Origin of the sequence: Sulfitobacter sp. TBRI5 (assembly GCF_051013555.1) — a bacterium.
Taxonomy (GTDB): domain Bacteria; phylum Pseudomonadota; class Alphaproteobacteria; order Rhodobacterales; family Rhodobacteraceae; genus JL08.
In genome coordinates, this window is record NZ_CP112884.1 from 1148909 (window position 1) to 1174039 (window position 25131).

Below are 25131 nucleotides of genomic sequence, written 5' to 3' on the forward strand. Positions count from 1 at the left end.
CCGGTTCAATCCGCGGGTCGCAGTTTGTCTTGGGTTTTTGTGTCGAAATCGCTTGCCTCGTGGCGCTCGTGCAGTTGCTGATCCAGCGGCCCCCACGTCTTGTTCACCATTCGGCCGCGCTGCACGGCGGGGCGGGCATCGATCAGATTGGCCCAGCGCATAACGTTCTTGTAGCTCTTTGCATCAATGAATTCCGCAGCCTCGTACACGCGGTTCAGAACCAGTGATCCATACCACGGCCAGATTGCAATATCGGCGATCGTGTACTCTTCTCCGCACAGGTAGGCATTGTCCGCCAGCCTGCGGTCCAGCACATCAAGCTGACGTTTGACCTCCATCGTGAACCGGTTGATCGGGTATTCCATCTTGTAAGGCGCATAGGCGTAGAAATGGCCGAATCCGCCACCCAGATACGGCGCGCTTCCCATTTGCCAGAACAGCCACGATAGGCATTCGGCGCGATCTGCCGGATCGGATGGCATGAAGGCACCAAATTTTTCCGCCAGATGCAGCAGGATTGCCCCTGATTCGAAAACGCGTGTGGGCGGTGTTGTACTGTGATCCAAAAGTGCCGGAATTTTGGAATTCGGATTAACCGCAACAAACCCACTGCCGAACTGGTCGCCCTCGCCGATGTCGATCAGATGCGCATCGTATTCCGCGCCTGTTTTGCCCGGCGCCAGCAATTCTTCCAGCAACACGGTCACTTTCACGCCGTTCGGTGTCGCCAAGGAATACAACTGCAAGGGATGACGCCCGACAGGCAGTTCCTTGTCATGCGTTGGCCCGGCGATGGGGCGGTTGATACTGGCGAATTTGCCGCCGCTTTCGCTGTCCCATTTCCACACTTTGGGTGGGGTGTATTCGGGTGGTTGGGTCATAGAGTGCTCTCCGGTCATGTCTTGCAGGATGCGACGCGTAACGTATCTGCACGGCGCATGCAAAACACAAGCTGGCGACCTCTGTTACAGAACGGGTGCGCTTATCCGCTTGCCCCGCGCCCGCAAATGGCGGCATCCTTGGCCCGACTGATATCAATGCGGAATGTGAGACATGCGATTACAGGGGAAAACAGCCATCGTTACGGGCGGGGCATCAGGGTTTGGCGCGGGGATCGTTGAAAAGTTCGTTGCCGAAGGCGCCTGGGTGATGATCGCCGATATCAATGGCGATGCGGCAAGGTCCGTTGCGTCAAAAATGGGGGATGCCGCCCTAGCGCATCAGGTGGATGTGGCCAACGGACCGTCCGTGCAAGCCATGGCGGATGCGGCCCTGTCGGCCTTTGGCGCAGTTGATATTCTGGTCAACAATGCCGGTGTGACCCACCTTCCGTCAGCGCTGGAACATGTCAGCGAAGACGATTTCGACCGCGTCTATAACGTGAACATGAAATCGGTCTACCTGACCGCGCGCGCTCTGGTGCCCCACATGAAGAAAACCGGCACCGGTACCATTCTGAATGTCGCGTCCACAGCCGGTGTATCGCCGCGCCCGCGGTTGAACTGGTACAATGCGTCCAAAGGATGGATGATCACGGCGACCCGCACCATGGCGATAGAACTGGCCCCTGACGGCATCCGGGTGAATGCAATCAATCCGGTGGCCGGCGAAACCCCGTTGCTCAAATCCTTTATGGGCGAAGACACGCCGGAAATGCGCGCCAAGTTCCTGTCCACCATTCCGCTGGGCCGGTTTTCGACACCACAGGACATGGGCAATGCCGCCTGTTTCCTGTGTTCGGACGAGGCGGCGATGATCACCGGGGTCTGCATGGAAGTCGACGGCGGAAGGTGCATCTGATGACCCCGATCAATCTGGCCGAGAAGCTGGCGCTTTTTTCCACCCACTGGGACCCGCATGTGGTGGCGGACTACAACGGGAATGATGTGATGGTGGTGAAATTCCAGGGTGAATTTCCGTTCCACCAGCACCCCGACACCGATGATTTCTTTCTTGTGCTCGAGGGCGAGATGACCATGGATATCGGCGATCAATCCCACACGGTGCGGGCCGGTGAATTGTTTATTGTGCCGCGCGGCCAGACACACCGGCCCCGCGCGGCGCAGGAATGCAAAGTGCTGCTGATCGAACCAAAGGGCGAACCCAATACCGGTGATCCGGCCACAGCAGCCGCCAAGCCGAGGGTGTGATGGAACCCGGACCCAGAAACCTGATCACCGATGTTGCGGGCCTGCGCGTGGGCAATGCACAGGACGATAGCCTGAAATCCGGCGCTACTGTGGTCACGGCAGATGCGCCCTTTGTGGCGTCGGTGCATGTGATGGGCGGTGCCCCTGGCACCCGCGAAACCGATTTGCTGGCACCGGATAAGATGGTGGGCGCGGTGGATGCGCTGGTGCTGTCGGGTGGGTCTGCCTTTGGCCTTGATGCCTGTTCGGGTGTTACCGACGGGTTGCGCGCTGCGGGGCGCGGATTTGCCGTGGGTCCGGCGCGCGTACCGCTTGTTCCCGGTGCGATTCTTTTCGATCTGCTGAATGGCGGGGCCAAGGACTGGGCAGAAAACCCCTATCGCGCTCTGGGCCGCGCGGCGTTTGACAGTGCAACGGATCAGTTTGATCTGGGAAGCGTTGGCGCAGGCACCGGCGCGCTGACTGCCAACCTCAAGGGCGGGCTTGGATCAGCCTCGCTTTGTCTGGCGTCCGGCGTGACAGTTGGTGCATTGGTTGCCGTGAACCCGGTCGGAAGTGTCACCACGCCTAGTAATCGGCATTTCTGGGCTGCCCCGTACGAAATTGGCGATGAACTCGGCGGGGTCGGTCCTGACCCGTCGGCTGGATTGGGGCGTGACCTGACCAGCGCCAAGATGCAGCAGATGTTGGCCAAGGGGGCCAAAGATACGACCCCTGCGAACACGACGCTTGCAATCATCGCCACCGATGCGGCGCTGGACAAGGCGCAATGCCAGCGTGTGGCCGTCGCGGCCCATGACGGGTTTGCCCGCGCAATAGTGCCTGCGCACACACCGGGGGACGGTGATCTGGCCTTTGCTCTGGCCACCGGATCCAACAATACCGCCTCTGCGCCCCTTATGTCCGAAATCGGACATGCGGCCGCTCTTTGTGTCAGCCGCGCCATTGCGCGTGCAGTTTTTCACGCCACCCCCGCCAAGGGTGATCTGTTGCCTTGCTGGACAGAACAGAACACCCGATAGGGCGGTTTTTCCGCTTCTTTTTGCCAAAAATACGGGGGGCGCGGCGCGCGACACTGCAGCTATCTTGCCTCTGGTCGTTCAGGCAGGTAACGCACAGCGCAACCATCCGCATCTTATCACGCATAAAGGCGCATCCGTGACGGCACAGACCCATATCCTGATCCCCGCCTGGGTCGACGACATGTTGACGCCAGTGGAAAAGATCGAAACGCATGTGCGCGGATTGCGGCATAAGGCGGTATCGGTCTTTATCCTACACGGGGGCGAAATTCTGCTGCAACAGCGGGCTTTGGGAAAATACCACACGCCGGGTCTGTGGGCCAACACATGCTGCACGCATCCCCATTGGGGGGAAGACCCACACGTCTGCGCACAGCGCCGCCTGTCAGAAGAACTGGGGCTGAGTGGTCTGAGTCCGGATTACCGTCATAGGCTGGAATACCGCGCGGACGTCGGCGGCGGTCTGATCGAACATGAAGTGGTGGATGTGTTTGTTGTCCACCTGCAGGAACGCCCTGGCATCACCGCGAACCCGGACGAAGTGATGGCGACGCGCTGGATCGGCCCGGACGCGCTGCGCGCCGAAATCGCGCGCACACCAGAGCTGTTCACGCCATGGCTGAAAATCTATCTGGCTGAACACGTTGGCGACATTTTCGGATCCGATCTATCAGAAGGTGCCTCGGGCTGACGACTTGCGCGCCAACCGCTTGCCTGTTTCAGTATGCGTCTCGGAAGGAGGTTGCCAATGACCGTTCTGATCGCAGGAGGCGGTATCGCCGGTCTGTCGCTGGGTCTGACGTTACACCAGATCGGTGTTCCGTTCCGGATTTTTGAAGCAACGCGCCAGATACGACCGCTAGGCGTGGGTATCAACCTGCAACCCAATGCCATGCGGGAACTTTTTGATCTGGGCTTGCAACCCGCGTTGGACAGTATTGCCGTCAGAACGCAGCAATACGGGTTTTATTCGAAACACGGCTTAAAAATCTGGGAAGAACCGCGCGGATTGCTGGCAGGGTATGACTGGCCGCAATATTCCGTGCACCGGGGCAAGTTGCAGATGATGCTTTATGAAACCCTGATTGCACGGGCCGGTCCGGCCTGTGTTGTCACGGGGCAGCGTGCCATGGGGTTCGAAACCCGGGCGTCGCAGGTGGTTCTGCAACTTGAGGATATCGAAACCGGTGCGCGCAGCGATGTGACGGGCGATATCCTGATCGGTGCCGATGGCATTCACTCTTCCATACGTAGCCGTATTTTTCCGGAAGAAGGCCCGCCAATCTGGGGCGGTGCCATTTTGTGGCGCGCCACATCGCAGGCCAAACCGTTCTTCGGGCAGGGTGCCATGGCACTGATCGGGCATGATACCAAACGCATCGTGGCCTACCCGATTTCCCCACCCGATCCTGTCAGCGGGCTGGTCACGATGAACTGGATCGCTGAATTGCGGGTGGACCCCGCCGGTGGCTGGAACAAGGAAGACTGGAACCGCGCCGCCGATACTTCGGATTTTCTGCCCGAATTCGAAGACTGGGTGTTCGATTGGCTGGATGTCCCGGCCTTGATCAAAGGCGCCGACGCTGTTTTCGAATACCCGATGGTTGACCGCGACCCGCTGGAGGCCTGGACCCACGGGCCCGTCACGCTGATGGGCGATGCCGCGCATCCAACCTATCCGGTGGGATCAAACGGTGCGACACAAGCCATTGTGGATGCCCGCGTTCTGGGGGCCGCGTTTCTGGCGCATGGTGTAACGCCGCGCGCCCTGAACAGTTATGAAGACCAGATGCGTCCGCTGACCACAGGCGTGATCCGGGCCAACCGCGGTTCCGGACCGGATGCCATTCTTCAAAAGGTCGAAGATCTGTGCGGTGGCCAATTTGATGACATAAACGATGTGATCCCCCACGCCGATCTGGCGGACCATGCCGCAAAGTACAAAGCCGTTGCCGGTTTTTCGATCGAAGCGCTAAACGCACGGCCAAGCCTGATCCCGATCGGCGCGAAACTAATTTATTCGTAGCTATTTCATTCCTGCGTGGTCCCAGTAAAGTCGGGCCTGACGAAACCATTTTGGGAACGCCCGAATTTGACCCGGAACAGCACGATCAAGGATGTGTTCATCATCGGCGGCGGCATCAATGGCTGCGGGATCGCCCGTGATGCTGCGGGCCGCGGGCTGTCTGTCACGCTGGCCGAAATGGGTGATCTGGGCGGGGCGACATCCTCGGCTTCGACGAAGCTGTTTCACGGCGGGTTGCGGTATCTGGAATTTTTCGAATTCGGATTGGTGCGGTCTGCCCTGCAGGAACGCGAAATCCTATTGCGTGCGATGCCGCATATTTCCTGGCCGATGCGGTTTGTGCTGCCCTACCACCGCGATATGCGGTTCGAAAGCGATACGCCAACCTCGCGGTTGTTGTCTGTTGTCATGCCGTGGATGCGCGGGCGGCGGCCTGCATGGCTGATCCGACTGGGTCTGTTCCTGTATGATCATCTGGGCGGGCGCGAAATATTACCTGCGACGCGCACGCTGTCTTTGGCCGGAACGCCCGAAGGCGCGCCGCTACAGGACCGGTTTGCGAAGGCTTACGAATATTCGGATTGCTGGGTCGAAGATGCGCGGCTGGTTGTTCTGAACGCACAGGATGCAGAACGGCGCGGGGCCACGATCCTGACGCGCACAAAGGTTGTCAGCGCTGAACGCGACGCTGATCTTTGGACAATCAGAACCGATGACGGGGCCACGCATCAGGCGCGCAAGCTGGTGAATGCGGGCGGGCCATGGGTGGCCGATATTTTGCACGGCGTCCTGCGCCAGAACGCCAAGGATTCCGTACGCCTTGTGCGCGGCAGCCATATTGTAACGCGGTCTCTGTTTGATCATGGCAAGTGTTATTTCTTTCAGGGCACTGACGGACGGATCATTTTCGCCATTCCCTATGAAACGGATTTTACCCTGATCGGAACCACGGACGCGGAACATCCCGATCCGTCCACCAAACCGGAATGCACACCGCAAGAGGCCGAGTATCTGTGCAGGTTTGCATCCGAGTATTTCAAGACGCCGGTGAGGATGGACGATGTGGTCTGGACCTATTCGGGGGTGCGCCCGCTTTACGATGACGGGGCGGCATCGGCCACGGCGGCCACACGCGATTATGTGTTGCAACTGGATACCAGCGGCGCGCCGCTGTTGAACGTGTTTGGCGGCAAAATCACCACCTATCGCAAGCTGTCGCAAGAGGCGCTGGCCAAACTTGATCCGGACGGCAAAGCCTGGACAGCGGGCGTGCCTTTGCCCGGTGGCGATTTCCCGGTGGACGGGGTGCAGGCGTTGGTTGATCATCTGATGCAGACATATCCGTTCCTGACAGCGCGGTGGGCGCAACGGCTGATCCGTGCCTATGGCACCGATGCAGAAACCCTGTTGGCGGGGGCCGAAACAAAGCAGGATCTGGGCGTCATGTTCGGCGCCGATCTGACAGAGCGCGAGGTGACGTGGCTGATGCAACATGAATATGCGCAAACCGCCGAAGACGTGATCTGGCGGCGGTCCAAACTGGGGCTCAGGATGAGCGCGGACGAAATATCAGCGCTGCGCAACTGGATGGAAAAGAAAGTCGGCACATGACACATGTTCTTGCGATTGATCAGGGCACGACATCAACCCGCGCGATCATATTTGATGCAGACATGCACCCCATCGCGTCTGCCCAAAAAGAATTCGAACAGCATTTTCCAGCCTCTGGCTGGGTTGAACATGCGGCTGACGATCTGTGGAAAACGGTGCTGTCGACCTGCCGGGATGCGCTGACTTCGGCAGGTCTGGAAGCCGGTGAAATTGCCGCCATCGGCATCACGAACCAACGCGAGACAACGGTGGTCTGGGACGCGAATACAGGTGAGGCACTGCACAACGCGATTGTCTGGCAGGACAGGCGGACCGCACCGCTTTGCGCCCACTTGCGCGCCGCCGGACACGAACCGATGATCACGCAGCAAACGGGCCTGTTGCTGGACCCGTATTTTTCGGGAACCAAACTGAAATGGGTGCTGGATACCTACCCCGATGCGCGCGCACGGGCGCGGGACGGGACATTGCTGTTCGGAACGGTTGACAGTTTTCTGATCTGGCATCTGACAGGCGGAAGGGTGCATACGACCGATGCAACCAATGCCTCGCGCACGTTGCTTTATGATATCCGGCAAGGCCGATGGAGTGACGAGATTTGCAGCCTGCTTGATGTTCCCATGGAAATGCTGCCCGACGTGCGCGATTGCGCCGCGGATTTCGGTATGGCGCAGGCGGTTCATTTCGGAGCGGATATTCCCATTCTTGGCGTTGCGGGTGATCAGCAGGCGGCGACAATCGGGCAGGCCTGTTTCGAGCCGGGCATGATCAAGGCCACATACGGAACCGGATGTTTTGCCTTGCTGAACACCGGTGCCGCACCGGTGACGTCGCAGAACCGTCTGCTGACCACGGTGGCCTATCAGTTTGACGGTGTGCCGACATATGCGCTGGAAGGGTCGATTTTCGTGGCCGGTGCGGCTGTTCAGTGGCTGCGTGACGGGCTGGGTGTGATTGCACACAGTGCGCACACGGCAGAATTGGCAGATCAGGCCGATCCGGCGCAGAACGTCATTCTGGTACCGGCCTTCACCGGATTGGGCGCGCCCTATTGGAATGCCGAATGCCGCGGCGCGGTTTATGGGCTGACACGTAATTCGGGACCCGCCGAAATGGCCCGCGCCACATTACAAAGCGTCGGCTATCAAACCCGCGATCTGCTGGAAGCGATGCAGGCCGACTGGCCGGAAGAAGGCGCTTCGCCTGTGTTGCGTGTCGATGGCGGGTTGTCGGCGAATGATTGGGCCATGCAGTTTCTTTCCGACATTCTGGATGCGCCGGTGGACCGACCCCAGGGTGTTGAAACAACCGCATTGGGGGCAGCGTGGCTGGCGGGTATGCAGGCGGGGGTCTACCCCGGTCTGGCCGGATTTGCGGCAACCTGGGCAAAGGAACGCCAGTTTACACCAAAGATGGATGCGCAGACGCGCGCCGCACGCTACAGCGCATGGAAAAGTGCCGTGGCCGCCACATTGTCGGTTGATGTGTCTGGCGACTGACGACCCGATCACGAAACAAAAGCAATCACTAGGAGCATCAGATGAGCGCACCGGTCAACACGTTCAAGGCAGCCTTGAAGGACGGGCACACGCAATTCGGGTGCTGGATGGGATTTGCCGACGGGTACGCTGCCGATATCATGGGCACTGCCGGGTTTGACTGGCTGGTAATCGATGGCGAACATGCGCCGAATGATATCCGGTCGATCCGCGACCAGTTGATTGCGCTGGAACCGTCACCGTCGCATCCGGTTGTCCGGGTCCCGATAGGTGAGACCTGGATGATCAAACAGGTGCTGGACGTCGGGGCGCAAACCGTGCTGGTACCGATGGTCGACAGTGCAGAACAGGCACGCGATCTGGTGCAAGCATGTCGCTATGCGCCAGACGGCGTGCGCGGGGTTGGTGCGGCACTGGCGCGGGCCACACGGTTTTCCAGCGTGCCCGACTATGTTGAAACAGCCAACGCGCAGATATGTCTGCTGGTGCAGGTCGAAAGCAAGGCAGGCATTGCCGTGCTGGATGATATTCTGGCGGTCGATGGCATCGACGGCGTCTTTATCGGGCCTGCCGATCTGGCGGCTGATGTGGGGTTTGGCGGCAACAGTGCCGACCCCGAAGTGCAGGCGGTTATTCTGGGTGCGCTGGAAAAGATCAGGGCAGCGGGCAAGGCGCCGGGAATCCTGTCGCTGAACGATGATTTCACGCAGCAGTACTTGCAAGTCGGCGCGCAGTTTGTCGCTGTCGGCATTGATGTGGTCATGCTGGCGCAAACCGCGCGGGACACTGCGCTTAAATGGAAATCCTAGCGGATCTTCAGCCTGCCTTGATCTGGGCCGCGGCCTGCGTGTATCCGCCTGATGCGCCATCCACGAAATGCAGGTGATCATCCGTCAGGATTGAGGGCACGATACAGGTCATCATTGCCTCATCCTGCTGGAACAGCCCGAATTCGATAAGGCCGTTGTCACGCGCCTTGCCCAACCTGTCTTGCAGCGCAACCAGCGTATCGGGATCGCAATCCAGAGTCATTTTCAGCCCATCGTCGAATTTGCGAAAATCAGCGTTTTTCCCGACGGTGCGGGTATAATGGCGGGCATCAAACCCGCCGATCTTCAGACCCATTTTAAGCACAAACCACGCCACAAGAGTTTCAAACAGAATTTTGCGGCGCGTTGATCCTATCGGGCGGGTGCCATGACGGGCATGTGCCTCAAGCGTGACACCGGGAGGCGGCCACGCGACGCCGGGGCCCGCATCGGGGATCGGATGGCCACCACGGTCAAGCCGTCCGGTCAGGGTGATGATATCCTGCACAACCGCCTTGTAGGCCAGCGGGTCCGCCCCTGCGGCACTGTTCAGGACAAGCGACACGATTGAACCATTGCGGGCGCGCACTGGCGACCAACGACACGACAGGCCTGTCAGATCAGGTGTTGCGTCGCGCGGTGCTTCGGGCAGCGCGTATCTGCCGGATTTCATCTGTGCTTCGGCCCAGGACACACCGCCGCCGCTGAACATCGCGTAATCCACATCGGATGCCGCACGAAACCGCGCCACGTTTATCTCCAGCCCCGCCGCCTCAATGTCGTGCACCGGCACCAAGGCGACGCGCAGCGTGATACCGAATTCATCCAGCGCCCAGCGCCGGACTGCTGACAGCGCCAGTGCCGCGTGCGCCTGATCAGCCGGAGCAAGGGCAAAGGCGGCGCCGTCACCACCGAACACATAGGGAAAGGCGCGGCCCTTCATCTGGTTGATCTGGGCCGAGATCACCGCCGCGCCGACCATATTGACGGTCTTGTACCGGCCTTCGGCAATCGCCTGCGTTGATCCCTGAATATCTGCCACGCCAACAGCCCAATCCTTTGGCAGGCTGTGATAACAGGATGCATCCGACAGATCGGCAAACCGGTCGATCCGGGGCAAGCTGTCGTAAAAGGCGGCATCAGTATTCATGGCATGGCCTGTAAACAGATCGGGCGTGCGGGCGAACCGCGCGGCACTGAAATTACAGTGCCCGCATATCCGTGTCTTGCGCAAGGGTACGCCCTATGGCACGCAAGCGCGACACCTTTGGGGAATGCAAAATGGTTGCCGGATTGATCCTGCTGTGCTGCGCCTACGTGCTAAGCCAGTTTTTCAGAGCGTTTCTTGCCGTTCTCAGCACTGTCCTGCAACAGGATGTCGGCGCAGGGCCGGATGATCTGGCGGTGGCATCAGGGCTTTGGTTTCTGACTTTTGCAGCCATGCAAATCCCGATTGGATGGGCCTTGGACAAATTCGGGCCGCGGCGCACCGCTTCATCGCTGTTGCTGATCGGAGGCGGGGGTGGCGCGCTGCTGTTCGCGATGGCAACAACGCCGCTGCATATCAATGTGGCGATGGGTCTGATCGGGATCGGGTGTGCCCCGCTTTTGATGGCATCCTATTACATTTTCGCGCGCCAGTTTCCGGCGCGCCAGTTCGCGACTTTGGGTGCCGTCATGATCGGCGTCGGATCGGTTGGCAATCTGGTGGCATCCTATCCGATGGCGTGGGCCGCCGAAACCATTGGCTGGCGCGCGTCGTTGATGGGTCTGGCCGGCATCGCCAGCGTTATCGCAATGGGGGTGTTTTTTCTGGTCAAGGACCCACCCGCGCTTGAACAGGACGTAAAGGGATCGTTGCGCGATCTGTTCCGTATCCCTGCGCTGTGGCCGATTTTCCCGCTGATGTTCTTTAACTTTGCCCCGTCCGGCGCGGTGCGCGGGCTTTGGATCGGCCCTTATCTTAGCGACGTTTACGGTATGGATACCGGACAGGTCGGGCAGGCAACGCTGGTTATGGGATGTGCGATGATTGCCGGTACGCTTTTATACGGCCCGCTGGACCGGATATTCGGCACGCAAAAAGGGGTAATCTTGCTGGGCAATCTGGGCTGCGGCCTTGTGTGTCTGGGTCTGGCGTTCTTTGCGGGGTCGGGTGTTGCGCTTGCGATTGTTCTGCTGGCACTGTTGGGGCTATTGGGGGCGTCCTTTCCGGTAATGATCGCCCATGCCCGCGCGTTTTTCCCGACCCATCTTATGGGGCGGGGCGTGACGCTGATGAACCTTTTCGGGATTGGCGGCGCAGCAGTCATGCAGTTTGCATCGGGGCGGTTGCATACACAGTTTCAGGGCGACATTCCCGAAACCGGATACGCGGCAATTTTCGCCTTTTTCGGCTTGTCGGTCCTGCTGGGCGTTCTGATCTATTTGTTCAGCCGCGACGCCAAAGATTGACGCGCCCCCTTTCGCCCCGACAAAGTTGGGGATAAGAGACGCCAGCACCTCTGACCTATCTGGAGAACAATCATGGGTTATCGCGTCGTTGTCGTTGGCGCCACAGGCAATGTGGGCCGCGAAATGCTGAACATTCTGGCGGAACGCCAGTTCCCGATTGACGAGATCGCCGTTCTGGCATCCCGCAAGTCGATCGGCACCGAAGTCAGCTTTGGCGACAAGACGCTCAAGACGAAGGATCTTGATACATTCGATTTTTCCGGATGGGATATCGCATTGTTCGCCGTCGGATCTGAAGCCACCAAAACCTATGCACCCAAATCCGCAGCCGCAGGATGTATCGTAATCGATAACTCATCGCTCTATCGGTATGATCCCGATGTTCCCCTGATCGTGCCCGAAGTGAACGCGGATGCCATTTTGGGGTATTCGAAAAAGAACATTATCGCCAATCCCAACTGTTCGACCGCCCAAATGGTTGTCGCGCTCAAGCCGTTGCATGACCGTGCCAGGATCAAACGTGTTGTGGTATCGACCTATCAATCGGTATCCGGCGCCGGCAAGGACGGCATCGACGAATTGTGGGACCAGACAAAATCGATCTACAATCCGGTGGATGACAAGCCTGCCAGGAAATTCACCAAGCAGATCGCGTTCAACGTGATCCCGCACATCGATGTGTTCATGGACAGCGGCGAAACCAAAGAAGAATGGAAGATGGTCGCCGAAACCAAGAAAATCGTCGATCCGTCGATCAAGGTTACCGCAACCTGCGTGCGGGTGCCGGTTTTTGTTGGCCACTCCGAAGCCGTGAACATCGAGTTCGAAGAGTTTCTGGATGAAAACGAAGCCCGCGATATCCTGCGCGAGGCCCCCGGCATCATGGTGATCGATAAACGGGAAGACGGCGGATATGTCACGCCGGTGGAATGCGTCGGCGACTATGCAACCTTTATCAGCCGTATCCGTCAGGACAGCACTATCGACAATGGCCTGAACCTGTGGTGCGTCAGTGACAACCTGCGCAAGGGCGCGGCCCTGAACGCAGTCCAGATCGCAGAAACACTGGGCACGCGGGTGCTGAAAAAGGGCTAGAACCGTTCAGCCCTTAACACTTCGCAATCCACAACGCTGACCACACCGATATGGCGTTCCACAACTGCAAAGGCGGCCTCAAGCAGGCCGTCCAATCTGTCTGGCCGGATCATACAGACAACCTGTACCATACCGTTGGCGCGGCTGACCTGACCGGATCTGCTCCACTCGCCCGACCGTCCTGACCCGCCCAGTACAGGCAGGACCGAATAGCCGGTCACGCCCGCCTTGATCAGCGCATCGGTCAGGCGGCGCTGCATGATCAGCTCGATCGTGATTTCAACGCGTTTGGCTTTGTGGGTCTGCATTGGTCAACCTCCGGTCATGGCGCTGGCAATGGCCACGTAAAGCGGGATGCCAACGGTCAGGTTAAAAGGAAATGTCACCCCCAGCGAAAGGGTCAGATAAACAGACGGGTTCGCTTCGGGCAGGGCCACGCGCATGGCGGCGGGTACGGCGATGTAAGACGCTGATGCTGACAGGACCATGAACAATGCAACACCACCCGTGGACAGCCCCAGCAACAGGCCGGCGGTCAGCCCGAACATGCTTCCGATCAACGGCATCAACATGCCAAAGGCCAGAACACCGGGACGCAAAACACCACTGCCGCCGCGCAACCCTCGCCCCGCAACGATACCCATGTCCAGCAGAAACAGGCACAACACGCCTTTGAACGGCGCCACGATGAAACTGTCGATTTCGGCCAGACCGTCCTGCCCCGTTGCCCATCCGATGGCAAAGGCGCCAACCAGAAGAACGATTGACCCGTTCAGCAGAATTTCACGCCACAGATCGCTGTCCATGCGCTGAGTACCATTTTCCCCATCGGGCCCACCACGCGATATCAGCCACAGGGCCGACAGGATGGCAGGCGCTTCCATCGCGGCAGCAACCGCCACCATATATCCTTCGGCGGTGATTCCACTGCTTTCCAGAACAGACGATGCCGCCACAAAGGTCACGATCGATATCGAACCGTAATGCGCCGCAACCGCCGCCGCATCCAGGCGGCTTAGTCCGCTCATCACCTTGAGCAGGGCAAATGCCACCAGCGGAAGAATGAACGACAACACGATGCCCGCAAGCAAAGACAGGCCCAGTGTCAGATCGATCCCGTGATCCGCGACGCTGACCCCGCCTTTGAATCCGATGGCAAACAAAAGGTAGATCGACAACGCTTTTGCCGCCGCTTCGGGCACGCTCAGGTCTGACCGCGCAAGGGACGCCGCCACGCCCAACGCAAAGGACAGGATGATCGGGGACAGCAGATTATTGGCTGCAAGGCTTAGAATTTCAGACATGTCGATCCTGACATTTCGGCGTGTTCATCATGTTCCGCAGCACCGGTCAGACCGGCAGAAAAACGCCTTGGGGCGGGTCAAAATACTCCAGCCCGCCTTCGCCGATATCCGTCCAGAGACCATGCAGGCTCAATCTGCCGTCTTCCACAGCCGCCTGCACAAAAGGAAAGCTCATCAGGTTTTCAAGCGACACCAGAACCGATTGCTTTTCCAGCGCGCGGGCCTGTTGTTCCTTGTCGCCAAGGCCTTGGACACTTGCATATTTCGGCCGCAGAATGTCCATCCAGCGCCCGACAAAACTGTCCAGCGCCTCAAGCTCGGGGGCGTGCCCCTCACACATGTCCAGACAGCCCTGAACGCCACCACAATTGGAATGGCCCAGTACGATGATATGCGCCACGTTCAGAAAACTGACCGCGTATTCGACCGCCGCACTTGTTCCGTGGTGATCGCCATCCGGTTCATAAGGTGGAACAAGGTTTGCGATGTTGCGGTGAATAAAAAACTCGCCCTGATCCGCACCGAAGATGGATGTCACATGCACGCGGCTGTCGCAGCAGGAAATAACCATTGCCCGCGGGCGCTGACCCTCGGTTGCAAGACGCCGGTACCAGCCTTTGTTTTCAGCGTACGAGGTCGCCTTCCATCCGTGATAGCGTTGCAAAAGGTAGCTTGGCAAAGGTTTGGCAAATTTCATGGCAGTATGGTCTTTCAGGGCTTACTGCCCCTCCGATAGTCTGAATTCTAACTCAATTCGAGCAAAAACAGCCCGCCCCGGCAACCTTTTGGGAACTTGTTGCTGCGCATCTGACCCGTGCCGTGGGGGCATGGGAATAAGGGTGAGTGGTTTGGAACACGTAACGAAACTGATCCAGAGCGAAGCTGTGTTGCTTGATCCGGATCGTCTGGACGGGCTTTACGCGCAGCTTGGTACGGCGGGCGCAGAAGACATCATCTGCCGCGCCATGGAAGAACTGGCGATCCGCATGGCGCAATGCGAACGGATGTACCGGCAGGAAAAATGGAAGGATTTGCGCAAGCTTGCGCGTTCTCTGGTAGCGATTTCCGACCAGATCGGCATGACGTTGCTGTCACGGGTTGCATCGGATGTGACCCGTGCGGTCGACGGAAGGGATGTGGTGGCCACAGCGGCTACATTGTCACGGCTGCTGCGTATCGGCGAAAAATCCCTGACTCAGATCTGGGATTTGCAGGACATGACTGTCTGATCGGGCTTGCAGGCCCGCCAAAGCGGGGTAGTCTGTGCCCTGCACCCATTTTTTGTAAGGCCCTACCGATGTTGCCCAGCTTTGCCGCCGAAACCAAAGCCACCCTGCCCCTGTTCGTGATCGAAGAGGACCGGTTTGAAAAATGGCAGTCGGGTCAGTCGAATCTGACGCAGAACTGGGTAGAAGCAAACGGGTTCAAGGGCAAACTGGGCCAGTCACTGGTCATCCCCGACAAAACCGGCAAGCCGGCGGGCGCATTGGCGGGCTACGGCACGCAAGCATCGCGGGCGCGCGGGCGCTATGCCCTTGCGGCGGCGGCCACCAATCTGCCCGAAGGCCAGTATCGTATAGAAGACGGATTGACGGGCGCGGCGCTGGAAACGGAATGCCTGGGCTGGTTGCTGGAACAGTACAGGTTTGACCGTTACAAGGATCAGAGCGCGATGAAAGCGCGCTTGGTTGCCCCAAAGGATGTGGACGCATCGAGACTGGAAATCCTTGCCCAAAGCGAATGCCTGACGCGCGACCTGATCAATACGCCCGCGTGCGACATGGGGCCGCCCGACCTGGAACAGGCCGCGCGCGCGCTGGCCAAGTCGTTCAAGGCCAGAATATCCGTGATCACAGGCGATGAACTGCTGACGCATAATTTTCCGATGATCCACACAGTCGGGCGTGCCGCTGATCGTGCGCCGCGCCTGATCGACATGCGCTGGGGCAAGTCCGGACCGACCCTGACACTGGTCGGCAAAGGCGTGTGTTTTGATACAGGTGGTTTGAACCTGAAACCCGGGGCCTCAATGGGGTTGATGAAAAAGGATATGGGCGGGGCGGCCAATGTGCTTGGACTGGCCCGCATGATCATGGCGCTGGGTTTGCCGTTGCAATTGCGCGTTCTGATCCCGTCGGTGGAAAATTCGGTTTCGGGTAACGCCTTTCGCCCGCAAGATATCCTGATGTCGCGCAAGGGGCTGAGCGTTGAAATCAACAACACCGACGCCGAAGGCCGGCTTGTTCTGGCCGACGCGCTGGCGCTTGCCGACGAAGAAACACCGGATCTGATCGTATCAATGGCGACGCTGACAGGGGCCGCACGGGTGGCAGTGGGGCCGGACTTGGCGCCCTATTTCTGCGACGATCCCGCTGTGGTGTCATCTCTGGATCAGGCGGGCGCAACAGCGAGTGATCCGCTTTGGCGTCTGCCATTTCACACGCCTTACGAATCAATGATCGAACCCGGCATTGCCGATCTGGACAATGCCCCCAAGGGCGGGTTCGCCGGATCGATCACCGCCGCGCTGTTCTTGCGTCGGTTTGTTACAAACACATCCCGCTATGTGCATTTCGACATTTACGGCTGGCATCCCAGCGCGGCACCAGGACGACCCAAGGGCGGCGCGATGCAAGGCGCGCGCGCGCTGCTGGAGGCCCTGCCAAAGGTTCTTGATCTGTGATGGACAGCCGAACCACCCCGTTTAATGGCCGTGTGGCTGCCAGCACTTTGCGTGACCGCGTTGACGCCGAAGTATTCCGCGACGGGACACCGGCACAGGTGGTGACTGCGCTGGCTGATATCAGGCGCGCACCGGATGGTCCGCGCCTGCGCCAGTTGCTGCTGGGCGATGCCGTCACCGTCTATGATACGGAACAGGGCCACAGCTATGTCCAATCCGAAAAAGACGGATATTGCGGGTATGTCGATTCGGCGGCGCTGGGTCCGTGGACAGAACCTACGCATCGGGTTCATGCCCGCGCCACACATGTCTATTCCGATGCCAGTATAAAATCCGGCGATACGATGCTGCTGTCACTGGGTGCGCAGGTTACGGCAAAGGATGAAAAAAACGGGTTTCTGGATATCGGAACCGGCTATGTTCCGGCCCAGCACCTGAGCCCTGTCGGGCAGATGGCGCAGGATCCATTAAAGGTCGCCCGCCAGTTTCTGGGGGCACCTTATTTGTGGGGCGGGAACAGCAGTACGGGGCTTGATTGTTCGGGGCTTGTGCAAGCCGCCTATCTTGCCTGCGGACGGCCTTGCCCCGGCGACAGTGATCTGCAAAGCGCCGAACTGGGTACGCCCGTCGATATTGGCAGTCCGTTTCAGACAGGCGATCTGTTGTTCTGGAAGGGGCATGTTGCACTGGCACTGTCCCCGGACACGATGATCCATGCAACAGCACATCCGATGGCGGTTGTGACAGAAAACATTCAGGCGGCTCTGGATCGGATCAATGCGCAGGGCGATGGCCCGCTGATCGCCCACAAACGCCCCTGACCCTCATCTTTTCATAAATACTTGTGACGCAGGTGGCCGCTATTTGACCGAACGGATCAGCTTGATATCCAGCACCCGCAATACCGACTTGAGATCCGGACCCCGTTTCAGGATGCGCCCGTCCATACCGACAACCGCATACTGGCCCTGTTTGCCGCGCAGTTTGGGCCGCTTTTCAATCCGGTAAAGCGGATTTTCGGCAGTGCGCCTGAACACGGAAAATACCGCCACATCACGCAAACAGGAAATGCCGTAATCGCGCCATTCACCCGCGGCAACCATCCGACCGTACAAAGCCAGAATAAGCGATAATTCGTTGCGCTGAAACGCCACCTGTGGCGGTGCGAACGAGGCGGAAGACACTGGCGATTGGAATGTCATATCCAACATTTGCGCCAAACGCGTAACAAAGCAAGTGCCAACAAGGTCCATAGCTTTTGATCTGCACTTTGCTGGCCAAATCACCGGCCCTGCGATGGTCGGCTTTGCACCTGTCGGCGTTCCATGCTTAGTGTGCGCCAAGGGGACAAGTCAGGTAAATCAGAATGGACGACTACGAACACTATGATGCTACAGGTCTGGCCGGTTTGATTGCCGCCAAAGACGTGACGGCGGATGAATTGCTGGATGCGGCGCTGGCACGGGTTGAATCCAGAAACGGCGATTTGAACGCTGTTGTAATGCTGGCCGAAGATGTGGCGCGTAGAAATATTGCAAACGGCCTGCCAGACGGACCGCTGAAGGGCGTGCCGTTCCTGCTCAAGGATCTGGGTGCCGAAGCAATAGATTTTCCGTCCCATAACGGCTCTGTCCTGTTGAAGAACACGGTTTATGACCAGAATTCAGCGCTTTATGATCGCCTGGCGGCCACAGGTCTGGCCAATTTCGGGCGTACAACCTCACCCGAAGGCGGGATCGGCATCGTGACAGAGGCCGCTGTTTACGGCGGACCCACGCGTAATCCGTGGAATCTGAACCACACACCGGGCGGTTCGTCGGGCGGTGCGGGTGCTGCGGTTGCCGCCGGCATTGTACCCGCGGCCCACGGATCGGATGGCGGTGGTTCGGTACGGGTGCCGGCCTCATGCTGCGGATTGTTCGGCTACAAGGCCACACGCGGACGGCTGCCCGATGGCCCCTATGCCGGAGAAGGCTGGGCCGGAATGGCGATTGACGGTTTCCTGACAAGATCGGTGCGCGATACCGCCCTGTTGCTGGACGCAACGGAAGGGCCCGACCTTGGTGCACCCTACTGCGCGCCACCGTTGAAAGAGAGCTACATGGCGGCGCTGACGCGCAGCCCGAAGCCGCTGAAAATTGCATTATGTGACACATCGCTGACCGGCGAAGCCATTGATCCTGTGTGCCGCGATGCGGTTCAGGACGCCGCTGCGCTGCTGGCGGACATGGGGCATCACATCGAAATCGCGCGCCCCGCGGCCGATACCAACGGCATGATGCACGCATGGACGATTATAGTGGCTTGCGGCACGGCATTGGGCATCCGCGCCGAAATAGAAGAGCGTGGCACACCGCTGCGCGATGGCGAAATCGAAGGCGTATCGCGCAGCGCCATGGCGTTTGCCAGCACAATTTCAGGGGATCGCTATTTGCAGAGCGTTGGAAAGATCCACCGTTACGGGCGGGAAATGGCCGCGTTTTTCCAAGACTACGATATTCTGCTGACGCCGACGCTGGCGGAACCGCCTGCAGTCATCGGACGCTTTAACCATGACCGCGACGATTATGTGAACTACCGCACCGGACCGGACGGTGTTTTTGCCTATTCGCCCTACACCGCCGCATTCAACGCCACCGGGCAGCCCGCAGCATCGGTGCCTCTGTGCTGGTCATCCGACGGATTGCCGATCGGCATTCACCTGGCGGGCCGCTTTGGCGAAGACGAGGTGCTGATGTCGCTTTGTGCCGATCTGGAACGGGCCCGACCATGGTTTGACCGCCGCCCTTGATATGGTGTTGTGGACCATTGCAGCCCTTGCCCCTGAACAGCGCTTGGATCATAAAAGCAGTCAGCCACATGCTGGCCCCGTGACACCCAGAAGGACCAACAGCCAATGACACTTCAAGCCCCCGAAACAAAGGTTGTCGAAAACCATCGGATCGCCTGCGACGGCGGCGAGGGGGCGCTTGGGCATCCGCGCGTCTGGCTGCAGATTCCCGAAGACACCGGCTGGGTCGAATGCCCGTATTGCGACTGCAAATACGTGCACAAGGATTTTGAAGGCAAGGTCTGAGCATCAGAAGCCAAGGCGGCCTGCGTTGACAGACCAGATAAGTATTTAGGAAAAGATGAAGCACGGGCAGGTGCGCCACGACAACTGGCCGCGCCTTGCAAGACGTGCCAGACTGGCACAGTAAGCAGCCGAAGGGGAGCACGATGTCGGGATCGTTTGGAAAGGGATGCCATCTGCATCTGATTGATGGATCGGCGTTCATTTTCAGGGCCTATCATGCGCTGCCGCCGCTGACGCGCAAATCGGACGGGCTGCCGATCGGGGCGGTTTCCGGCTTTTGCAACATGTTGCAGCGTTATGTGGACGGCAACTCTGGCGCGGATGCACCGACGCATGTGGCGGTTATCTTTGACAAGGGATCGCACACGTTCCGCAATGATCTTTATGACCAGTACAAGGCCAACCGCGAGGCGATGCCGGAAGACCTGCGCCCGCAAATTCCGCTGACCCGCGAGGCAACGATTGCTTTCAACATCGCGTGCAAGGAACTGGAGGGGTTCGAGGCCGACGACATTATCGCCACGCTTGCCTGTCAGGCCCGCGATGCGGGCGGGCGCTGTACCATCATTTCGTCGGACAAGGATCTGATGCAACTGGTCGGTGACGGCGTCGAGATGCTGGATGCGATGAAAAACCGGACCATCGATGTGGACGGTGTGATCGAAAAGTTCGGCGTCAAACCGGACCGCGTGGTGGATGTGCAGGCGCTGGCCGGAGACAGCGTTGACAATGTGCCCGGCGCGCCCGGCATCGGGATCAAGACAGCCGCCCTGTTGATCAACGAATTCGGTGATCTTGACGCGTTGCTGGAACGAGCAGAAGAAATCCCGCAGCCCAAACGGCGCCAGACGCTGATTGATCATGCCGAGCAGATCAGATTGTCGCGCAGTCTGGTACAACTGGATTGTGACGTGGCGCTGGATTTCGGGCTGGACGATCTGGAAGTGAAGGATCCGGACCCTAAAAAACTGCTGGAATTTCTGGCCGAGATGGAGTTTCGCACGCTGTCCAAACGGATTGCGGCCAAACTGGATGTTGAAGCCCCCGAGATACCGGAGATTGTGAACGACACAACCCAGACCCAGCGCGAAGCCGTTCCCTTTGATGCGGACAAATACGAGTGCGTGCGCGATATGAACGCCCTGAAGCTGTGGCTGGACCGGATAGACGAATGCGGCTGGGTCGCAGTTGATACCGAAACCACCGGCCTGAATGAGATGCGCGCCGATCTGGTTGGAATATCGCTGAGTGTCACACCAGGTGAGGCCTGCTATATTCCGCTGATCCACAAGGAAAGCGCATCTGATGATCTGTTCGGATCCGACAAACTGGCCGAAGGGCAATTGGGGCTGGATCAGGTTCTAGACGCCCTGAAACCGATGCTGGAGGATCCTGCGATCCTGAAAATCGGGCAGAATATGAAATATGATGCCAAGATCTTTGCCCGCAACGGCGTCGATGTGGCCCCGATTGATGACACGATGCTGATGTCCTATGCACTGCACGCGGGCGAACACAATCATGGTATGGACACGTTGTCAGAGCGGTATCTGGGCCATACGCCCATTCCGATCAAACCGCTTCTGGGTTCCGGCAAATCCGCGATCACCTTTGACAAGGTGCCGCTTGACGAGGCCACGCGCTATGCCGCCGAGGATGCCGACATCACATTGAGGCTTTGGCAGCATTTCAAACCACAACTGCACCGCAAGCAGGTGACGACAGTGTACGAAACACTGGAACGCCCGCTGGTGCCGGTTCTGGCGCAAATGGAAATGTCGGGCATCAAGGTTGACCGTGATACGCTAAGCCGGATGTCGAACGCCTTTGCCCAGAAAATGGCGGGGCTTGAGGCCGAGATACACGAGATGGCCGGCAGGACGTTCAACGTGGGATCGCCCAAGCAGCTGGGCGAAATCCTGTTTGACGAAATGGGGATCGAAGGCGGTAAAAAGGGCAAGACAGGGGCCTATGCAACCGGCGCGGATGTTCTTGAGGATCTGGCGACTGAACATGAACTGCCTGCCCGCGTGCTGGACTGGCGGCAATTGAGCAAGCTGAAATCGACCTACACGGATGCCTTGCAGGATCATATCAATCCCGAAACTGGGCGCGTGCACACATCCTATTCCATCGCGGGGGCCAATACCGGGCGTCTGGCATCAACCGATCCGAACCTGCAAAACATTCCGGTGCGTACCGAAGAAGGTCGGCGTATCCGCGAGGCGTTTGTTGCCGATCAGGGCAAGGTTCTGATCTCGCTTGATTACAGCCAGATCGAACTGCGTATTCTGGCCCATATCGCCGATATTCCCGCTTTGAAACAGGCATTTTCCGACGGGCTGGACATCCACGCGATGACCGCGTCGGAAATGTTTGATGTTCCGATCGAAGATATGACGACCGAAGTACGGCGCCGTGCCAAAGCGATCAACTTTGGCGTCATCTACGGGATTTCAGGCTTTGGTCTGGCGCGCAACCTGCGCATCCCGCGCGCCGAGGCGCAAGGGTTTATCGACCGGTATTTCGAACGGTTCCCCGGCATCCGGACCTATATGGATGAAACCAAGGCGTTCGCGAAAGAACATGGTTATGTGCAAACTCTGTTTGGCCGGAAAATTCACACACCCGAGATCAATGCGAAAGGTCCGCAGGCAGGGTTTGCCCAGCGCGCCGCCATCAACGCGCCCATTCAAGGTACGGCCGCGGATGTGATCCGGCGGGCGATGATACGGATGCCTGACGCCATCAGGAACCTGCCCGCAACGATGCTGTTGCAGGTCCATGATGAATTGCTGTTCGAAGTGGACGAGGACGCCGTAGACGACGTGATCGGTGTGGCCCGCGATGTTATGGAAAATGCCAGTGATCCGGCGGTGAAGCTGGATGTTCCCCTGACAGTCGATGCGGGGCGCGGGGCGAACTGGGCCGAAGCACACTAGGGGCTGAGGGCGCGTTCACTGCATCCAGCCAAGGCAGGATTGCGTCGGACCTGTCGAATTATATTCGGCACTGACCCAGCCGGAATATCCGTCTCGGTCCAGTGTTTCGAAAATCACATCGAAATCCATCGGGCCTGCACCCGGTTCATGACGCCCCGGAGCACTGCCAATCTGGACGTGCACCGCCTGATGGCCGAAGGCGCGCCATATGGCCAGCGCATCGCCTGTGATCATCTGGGCATGGTATGTGTCATATTGCAGGCCGACATTGGGCCGGTCCACGGCCTTTAGAACCGCTGCCGCCAGATCGTAATCGTTCAGAAAGTATCCGGGTTGATCGACCGGATTCAGGGGTTCAATTGTAAAACGTTGATGCGGGGCGGCATCGGCGGCCCATTTCAGATTTTCCACAAATGTTGCTTGGGCATCGGCCCCCTGCGCGGCGCCGGCCATAACGTGTATAAATTGAGGCTTTAGTTCGCCAGCATAGCGCAGGACACGCCGGATATCGTTCTGGAACCGTGCCTGACCGGCAGGGATGGCGGCAAAGCCACGTTCGCCGCCGGTGTAATTGGGCGGCGGAGCATTGATCAGCACAAGATCCAACCCGTTAGCCAGCAGCGCCCGCCGCGTATCCTTGGCCGCGGCATCGTAGGGAAACAGGATTTCAACGGCTTCAAACCCCGCCAGCGCCGCAGCGGCAAACCTGTCGAGATAGGGCAGTTCAGTGAACAGCAGTGACAGGTTGGCTGCGAATTTGGGCATCGGATTTCCGTTGGTTGATCCTGCTTAACGCAGGTTCACGTCCGCCTGAAAGAGGTTGAAAGCGACACGATGTCGATTTTGGACGCGACGACGCTGATCCGGCGGTGGCAGCCTGCCAGAGTTCGGCCCAGATACCGGACAGATTACTGACCTTTTTGAAAGCAAACCTTCGTTGGCGTTCCAACCAGAGCCCCTTGGCCCGGCCGATGCCGCTGCCCTGCGCGCCAACCTGTTGTCTGGCAACGCGTTGGGTATGGTTTCGATGCTGTTTTGGGCCGCCGGATTTCCTGCGGCTGAACTGCTGCTGGATACGTGGCCCCCTCTTGCCCTGATCGCAGCTCGATTGCTGATGGTGCTGGTTCTGCTGCTGCCACTTTGGCTGGCGATCGACGGGGTGCATGTTCTGGCCAATGCATCCTGGCGGCGCGGCATCTGGGTAGGCGGGATCGGCTTTGGCTTTGGCACATGGCTGTTGCTGATTTCGCAATCTCTGACCGATCCTGTAACCGTTGCGCTGATTGCTTCTGCCATGCCTATCGCTGCAACGCTGATTGAATTGTTCTACCGTGTACGCCGCCCCAGCCGGTTGTTTCTGATCGGCATGGCAGCGTCGGTGACAGGGGGGATTATCGCAACTTGGGGCAAAAGCCCGACAGATTTCGGGTTGGGCGGGCTTGCAGCAGTTGCATCGTGTTTTCTGTTCGCGTGGGCCAGTTTTTGCACCGTGCGCGATCTGCCCAATCTAACCGCCCTTGGGCGCACGACACTGCCTTTTACAGGGGCGGCCATTGTTGTCGTTATTCTGTTTTTGGGAACGACCCTTGCCGGGGTCGATGTTATGCCACGCGCACCTGTTGACGGGCGGCAGATCACGTTGCTGATCGTCTATGCCATCGGTGCAATGGCCCTGTCTCAGGTCTGTTTTATCGCCGCTATCGCGCGGCTTGGCGTTGCTGTCACCTCGCTACATATCAACATCGCACCGTTTTATGTGATGGTGATTATGACAGTTCTGAGCGCAACGTGGAGTTGGCAGCAGGCATTCGGGGCCGCAATCGTCGGGCTGGGCGTGATCGTTTCGCAGCGCCGCTAGTCAGGCAAATCCGCTGATGGGATCACTGGAAAAAACTGGCCTGACGACCAAAGGCCGAACCAGCCGTCGTGATGTTCACCGATATCAACGAGGCGATAAAAGCTTTTCCGGTCTATCAATGCCTCAAGCCCCGCTCGGATCATGATATAGGGAGACGGCTCTCCCGTTTCGGGATCACGGGTAACGCGAATGGGGTGGTCCGGCCCGGCCTCGGCAAAATCGCCGGTTTTGGTTTCGAATGCCAAAACCTGTTCCCGGCCCTCACCCTGAACTTCGAAATCAATGGCAACAAACGGCGCATCGTCCACCGTGATTCCGACCTTTTCAACGGGGGTGACCAGATAGTATTTTCCGTCCTCAAGCTTGAGAATCGATGAAAAGAGCTTGACCAGTTCCAGCCGTGTGAACGGCGTGCCCAGATAATACCACGTGCCGTCACGTGCGATGCGAATATCCAGATCCCCGCAAAACGGCGGATTCCACAGGTGAACAGGCGGCAAGCCGCGTGTTTTTGTGGCTTTCACCGATGCAATCAGGCCTTCGGCGGTCGGGGTCACGGTTTTTTGTCCGCTCATTGCTTTTGCCATTTCCGTTTCGCGCGA

The 25131-nt window shown here is 58.7% G+C and carries 25 protein-coding genes; 17 read left to right on the forward strand and 8 right to left on the reverse strand.

Translation table 11 applies throughout. The annotated features are described in order from the left end of the window. Positions 1–5 precede the first annotated feature (5 nt). Positions 6–881 carry a glutathione-dependent disulfide-bond oxidoreductase gene (gene yghU / locus OLX72_RS05965; protein ID WP_433990038.1) on the reverse strand — a complete coding sequence of 292 codons (876 nt, stop codon included), beginning with the start codon at positions 879–881 and terminating at the stop codon, positions 6–8. Between the two features lie 172 nt (positions 882–1053). On the opposite strand from yghU, the gene OLX72_RS05970 reads away from it, so the two are divergent. The 8 genes from OLX72_RS05970 to OLX72_RS06005 all read left to right on the forward strand — a co-directional run bounded on the left by OLX72_RS05970 (position 1054) and on the right by OLX72_RS06005 (position 9117). Then, positions 1054–1800 (forward strand): SDR family oxidoreductase, encoded by a 747-nt coding sequence (locus OLX72_RS05970; RefSeq protein WP_433990039.1) that lies wholly within the window; start codon positions 1054–1056, stop codon positions 1798–1800. Next, positions 1800–2150 carry a cupin domain-containing protein gene (locus OLX72_RS05975; RefSeq protein ID WP_114868502.1) on the forward strand — a complete coding sequence of 117 codons (351 nt, stop codon included), beginning with the start codon at positions 1800–1802 and terminating at the stop codon, positions 2148–2150. The genes OLX72_RS05970 and OLX72_RS05975 overlap by 1 nt, the downstream gene beginning before the upstream one ends. Further along, positions 2150–3172, forward strand: coding sequence for a P1 family peptidase (locus OLX72_RS05980; RefSeq protein ID WP_114868501.1), 1023 nt, complete (start codon positions 2150–2152; stop codon positions 3170–3172). Before OLX72_RS05975 ends, OLX72_RS05980 begins: the two co-directional genes overlap by 1 nt. A gap of 181 nt (positions 3173–3353) precedes the next feature. Further along, on the forward strand, positions 3354–3863 hold the full coding sequence (locus OLX72_RS05985) for an isopentenyl-diphosphate Delta-isomerase (RefSeq protein ID WP_114872010.1): 510 nt from the start codon (positions 3354–3356) through the stop codon (positions 3861–3863). A 57-nt stretch (positions 3864–3920) separates the two neighbouring features. Continuing rightward, complete coding sequence (locus OLX72_RS05990; RefSeq protein WP_433990040.1) at positions 3921–5198, forward strand: flavin-dependent oxidoreductase; 1278 nt, start codon at positions 3921–3923, stop codon at positions 5196–5198. Between the two features lie 66 nt (positions 5199–5264). After that, positions 5265–6809, forward strand: coding sequence for a glycerol-3-phosphate dehydrogenase (gene glpD / locus OLX72_RS05995; RefSeq protein ID WP_114868499.1), 1545 nt, complete (start codon positions 5265–5267; stop codon positions 6807–6809). Continuing rightward, positions 6806–8308, forward strand: a complete 1503-nt coding sequence (glpK, locus tag OLX72_RS06000) for a glycerol kinase GlpK (RefSeq protein ID WP_433990041.1) — start codon at positions 6806–6808, stop codon at positions 8306–8308. Before glpD ends, glpK begins: the two co-directional genes overlap by 4 nt. A 41-nt stretch (positions 8309–8349) precedes the next feature. Beyond that, positions 8350–9117, forward strand: a complete 768-nt coding sequence (locus OLX72_RS06005) for an aldolase/citrate lyase family protein (RefSeq protein ID WP_433990042.1) — start codon at positions 8350–8352, stop codon at positions 9115–9117. A gap of 7 nt (positions 9118–9124) precedes the next feature. Here the strand turns inward: OLX72_RS06005 and OLX72_RS06010 are convergent, their stop codons facing one another. After that, positions 9125–10267, reverse strand: a complete 1143-nt coding sequence (locus tag OLX72_RS06010; RefSeq protein WP_433990043.1) for a DUF3095 domain-containing protein — start codon at positions 10265–10267, stop codon at positions 9125–9127. A gap of 131 nt (positions 10268–10398) precedes the next feature. Here OLX72_RS06010 and OLX72_RS06015 point away from each other — a divergent pair, with 131 nt between their 5' ends. Together OLX72_RS06015 and OLX72_RS06020 are read left to right on the forward strand one after the other, a co-directional pair. After that, entirely contained in the window at positions 10399–11571 is a 1173-nt protein-coding gene (locus OLX72_RS06015; protein WP_114872008.1) for an MFS transporter, read from the forward strand. 72 nt (positions 11572–11643) lie between these two features. Further along, positions 11644–12666 (forward strand): aspartate-semialdehyde dehydrogenase, encoded by a 1023-nt coding sequence (locus OLX72_RS06020; RefSeq protein ID WP_114868496.1) that lies wholly within the window; start codon positions 11644–11646, stop codon positions 12664–12666. On the opposite strand, the gene OLX72_RS06025 is transcribed toward OLX72_RS06020, so the two are convergent. The 3 genes from OLX72_RS06025 to OLX72_RS06035 are packed head-to-tail and all read right to left on the reverse strand — an operon-like array spanning position 12663 to position 14667. Further along, a complete protein-coding gene (locus OLX72_RS06025; protein WP_114868495.1) occupies positions 12663–12974 on the reverse strand; it encodes a P-II family nitrogen regulator in 312 nt (103 codons plus the stop codon). The two genes, OLX72_RS06020 and OLX72_RS06025, sit on opposite strands and share 4 nt — an antisense overlap. Positions 12975–12977: 3 nt before the next feature. Further along, positions 12978–13970 carry a sodium-dependent bicarbonate transport family permease gene (locus OLX72_RS06030; RefSeq protein WP_114868494.1) on the reverse strand — a complete coding sequence of 331 codons (993 nt, stop codon included), beginning with the start codon at positions 13968–13970 and terminating at the stop codon, positions 12978–12980. Between the two features lie 46 nt (positions 13971–14016). Continuing rightward, positions 14017–14667: a carbonic anhydrase gene (locus tag OLX72_RS06035; protein WP_114868493.1), complete on the reverse strand. Its 651-nt coding sequence runs from the start codon at positions 14665–14667 to the stop codon at positions 14017–14019. Positions 14668–14797: 130 nt separating this feature from the next. On the opposite strand from OLX72_RS06035, the gene OLX72_RS06040 reads away from it, so the two are divergent. The 3 genes from OLX72_RS06040 to OLX72_RS06050 all read left to right on the forward strand — a co-directional run bounded on the left by OLX72_RS06040 (position 14798) and on the right by OLX72_RS06050 (position 17474). Next, positions 14798–15199, forward strand: a complete 402-nt coding sequence (locus OLX72_RS06040) for a hypothetical protein (protein ID WP_205389013.1) — start codon at positions 14798–14800, stop codon at positions 15197–15199. Between the two features lie 68 nt (positions 15200–15267). Further along, on the forward strand, positions 15268–16653 hold the full coding sequence (locus OLX72_RS06045) for a leucyl aminopeptidase family protein (RefSeq protein ID WP_433990044.1): 1386 nt from the start codon (positions 15268–15270) through the stop codon (positions 16651–16653). Then, positions 16653–17474, forward strand: a complete 822-nt coding sequence (locus OLX72_RS06050; RefSeq protein WP_114868490.1) for a C40 family peptidase — start codon at positions 16653–16655, stop codon at positions 17472–17474. Before OLX72_RS06045 ends, OLX72_RS06050 begins: the two co-directional genes overlap by 1 nt. Positions 17475–17513: 39 nt before the next feature. On the opposite strand, the gene OLX72_RS06055 is transcribed toward OLX72_RS06050, so the two are convergent. Continuing rightward, positions 17514–17855, reverse strand: a complete 342-nt coding sequence (locus OLX72_RS06055; protein WP_114872007.1) for a DUF2794 domain-containing protein — start codon at positions 17853–17855, stop codon at positions 17514–17516. 164 nt (positions 17856–18019) lie between these two features. Here OLX72_RS06055 and OLX72_RS06060 point away from each other — a divergent pair, with 164 nt between their 5' ends. From OLX72_RS06060 to polA, 3 genes are all read left to right on the forward strand, one after another. Continuing rightward, the gene (locus OLX72_RS06060; protein WP_114868489.1) at positions 18020–19444 is read left to right on the forward strand and encodes an amidase; all 1425 of its coding nucleotides are present in this window, start codon (positions 18020–18022) and stop codon (positions 19442–19444) included. Positions 19445–19549: 105 nt separating this feature from the next. Further along, positions 19550–19729, forward strand: coding sequence for a zinc-finger domain-containing protein (locus tag OLX72_RS06065; RefSeq protein ID WP_114868488.1), 180 nt, complete (start codon positions 19550–19552; stop codon positions 19727–19729). Between the two features lie 143 nt (positions 19730–19872). After that, the gene (polA, locus tag OLX72_RS06070) at positions 19873–22671 is read left to right on the forward strand and encodes a DNA polymerase I (RefSeq protein WP_433990045.1); all 2799 of its coding nucleotides are present in this window, start codon (positions 19873–19875) and stop codon (positions 22669–22671) included. Between the two features lie 15 nt (positions 22672–22686). On the opposite strand, the gene OLX72_RS06075 is transcribed toward polA, so the two are convergent. Continuing rightward, on the reverse strand, positions 22687–23436 hold the full coding sequence (locus OLX72_RS06075; protein WP_433990046.1) for a hydroxypyruvate isomerase family protein: 750 nt from the start codon (positions 23434–23436) through the stop codon (positions 22687–22689). A gap of 172 nt (positions 23437–23608) precedes the next feature. Here OLX72_RS06075 and OLX72_RS06080 point away from each other — a divergent pair, with 172 nt between their 5' ends. Then, on the forward strand, positions 23609–24529 hold the full coding sequence (locus OLX72_RS06080; RefSeq protein WP_433990047.1) for a DMT family transporter: 921 nt from the start codon (positions 23609–23611) through the stop codon (positions 24527–24529). On the opposite strand, the gene OLX72_RS06085 is transcribed toward OLX72_RS06080, so the two are convergent. After that, positions 24526–25104 (reverse strand): DUF1285 domain-containing protein, encoded by a 579-nt coding sequence (locus tag OLX72_RS06085; protein ID WP_114872006.1) that lies wholly within the window; start codon positions 25102–25104, stop codon positions 24526–24528. The two genes, OLX72_RS06080 and OLX72_RS06085, sit on opposite strands and share 4 nt — an antisense overlap. Between the last annotated feature and the right edge of the window lie 27 nt (positions 25105–25131).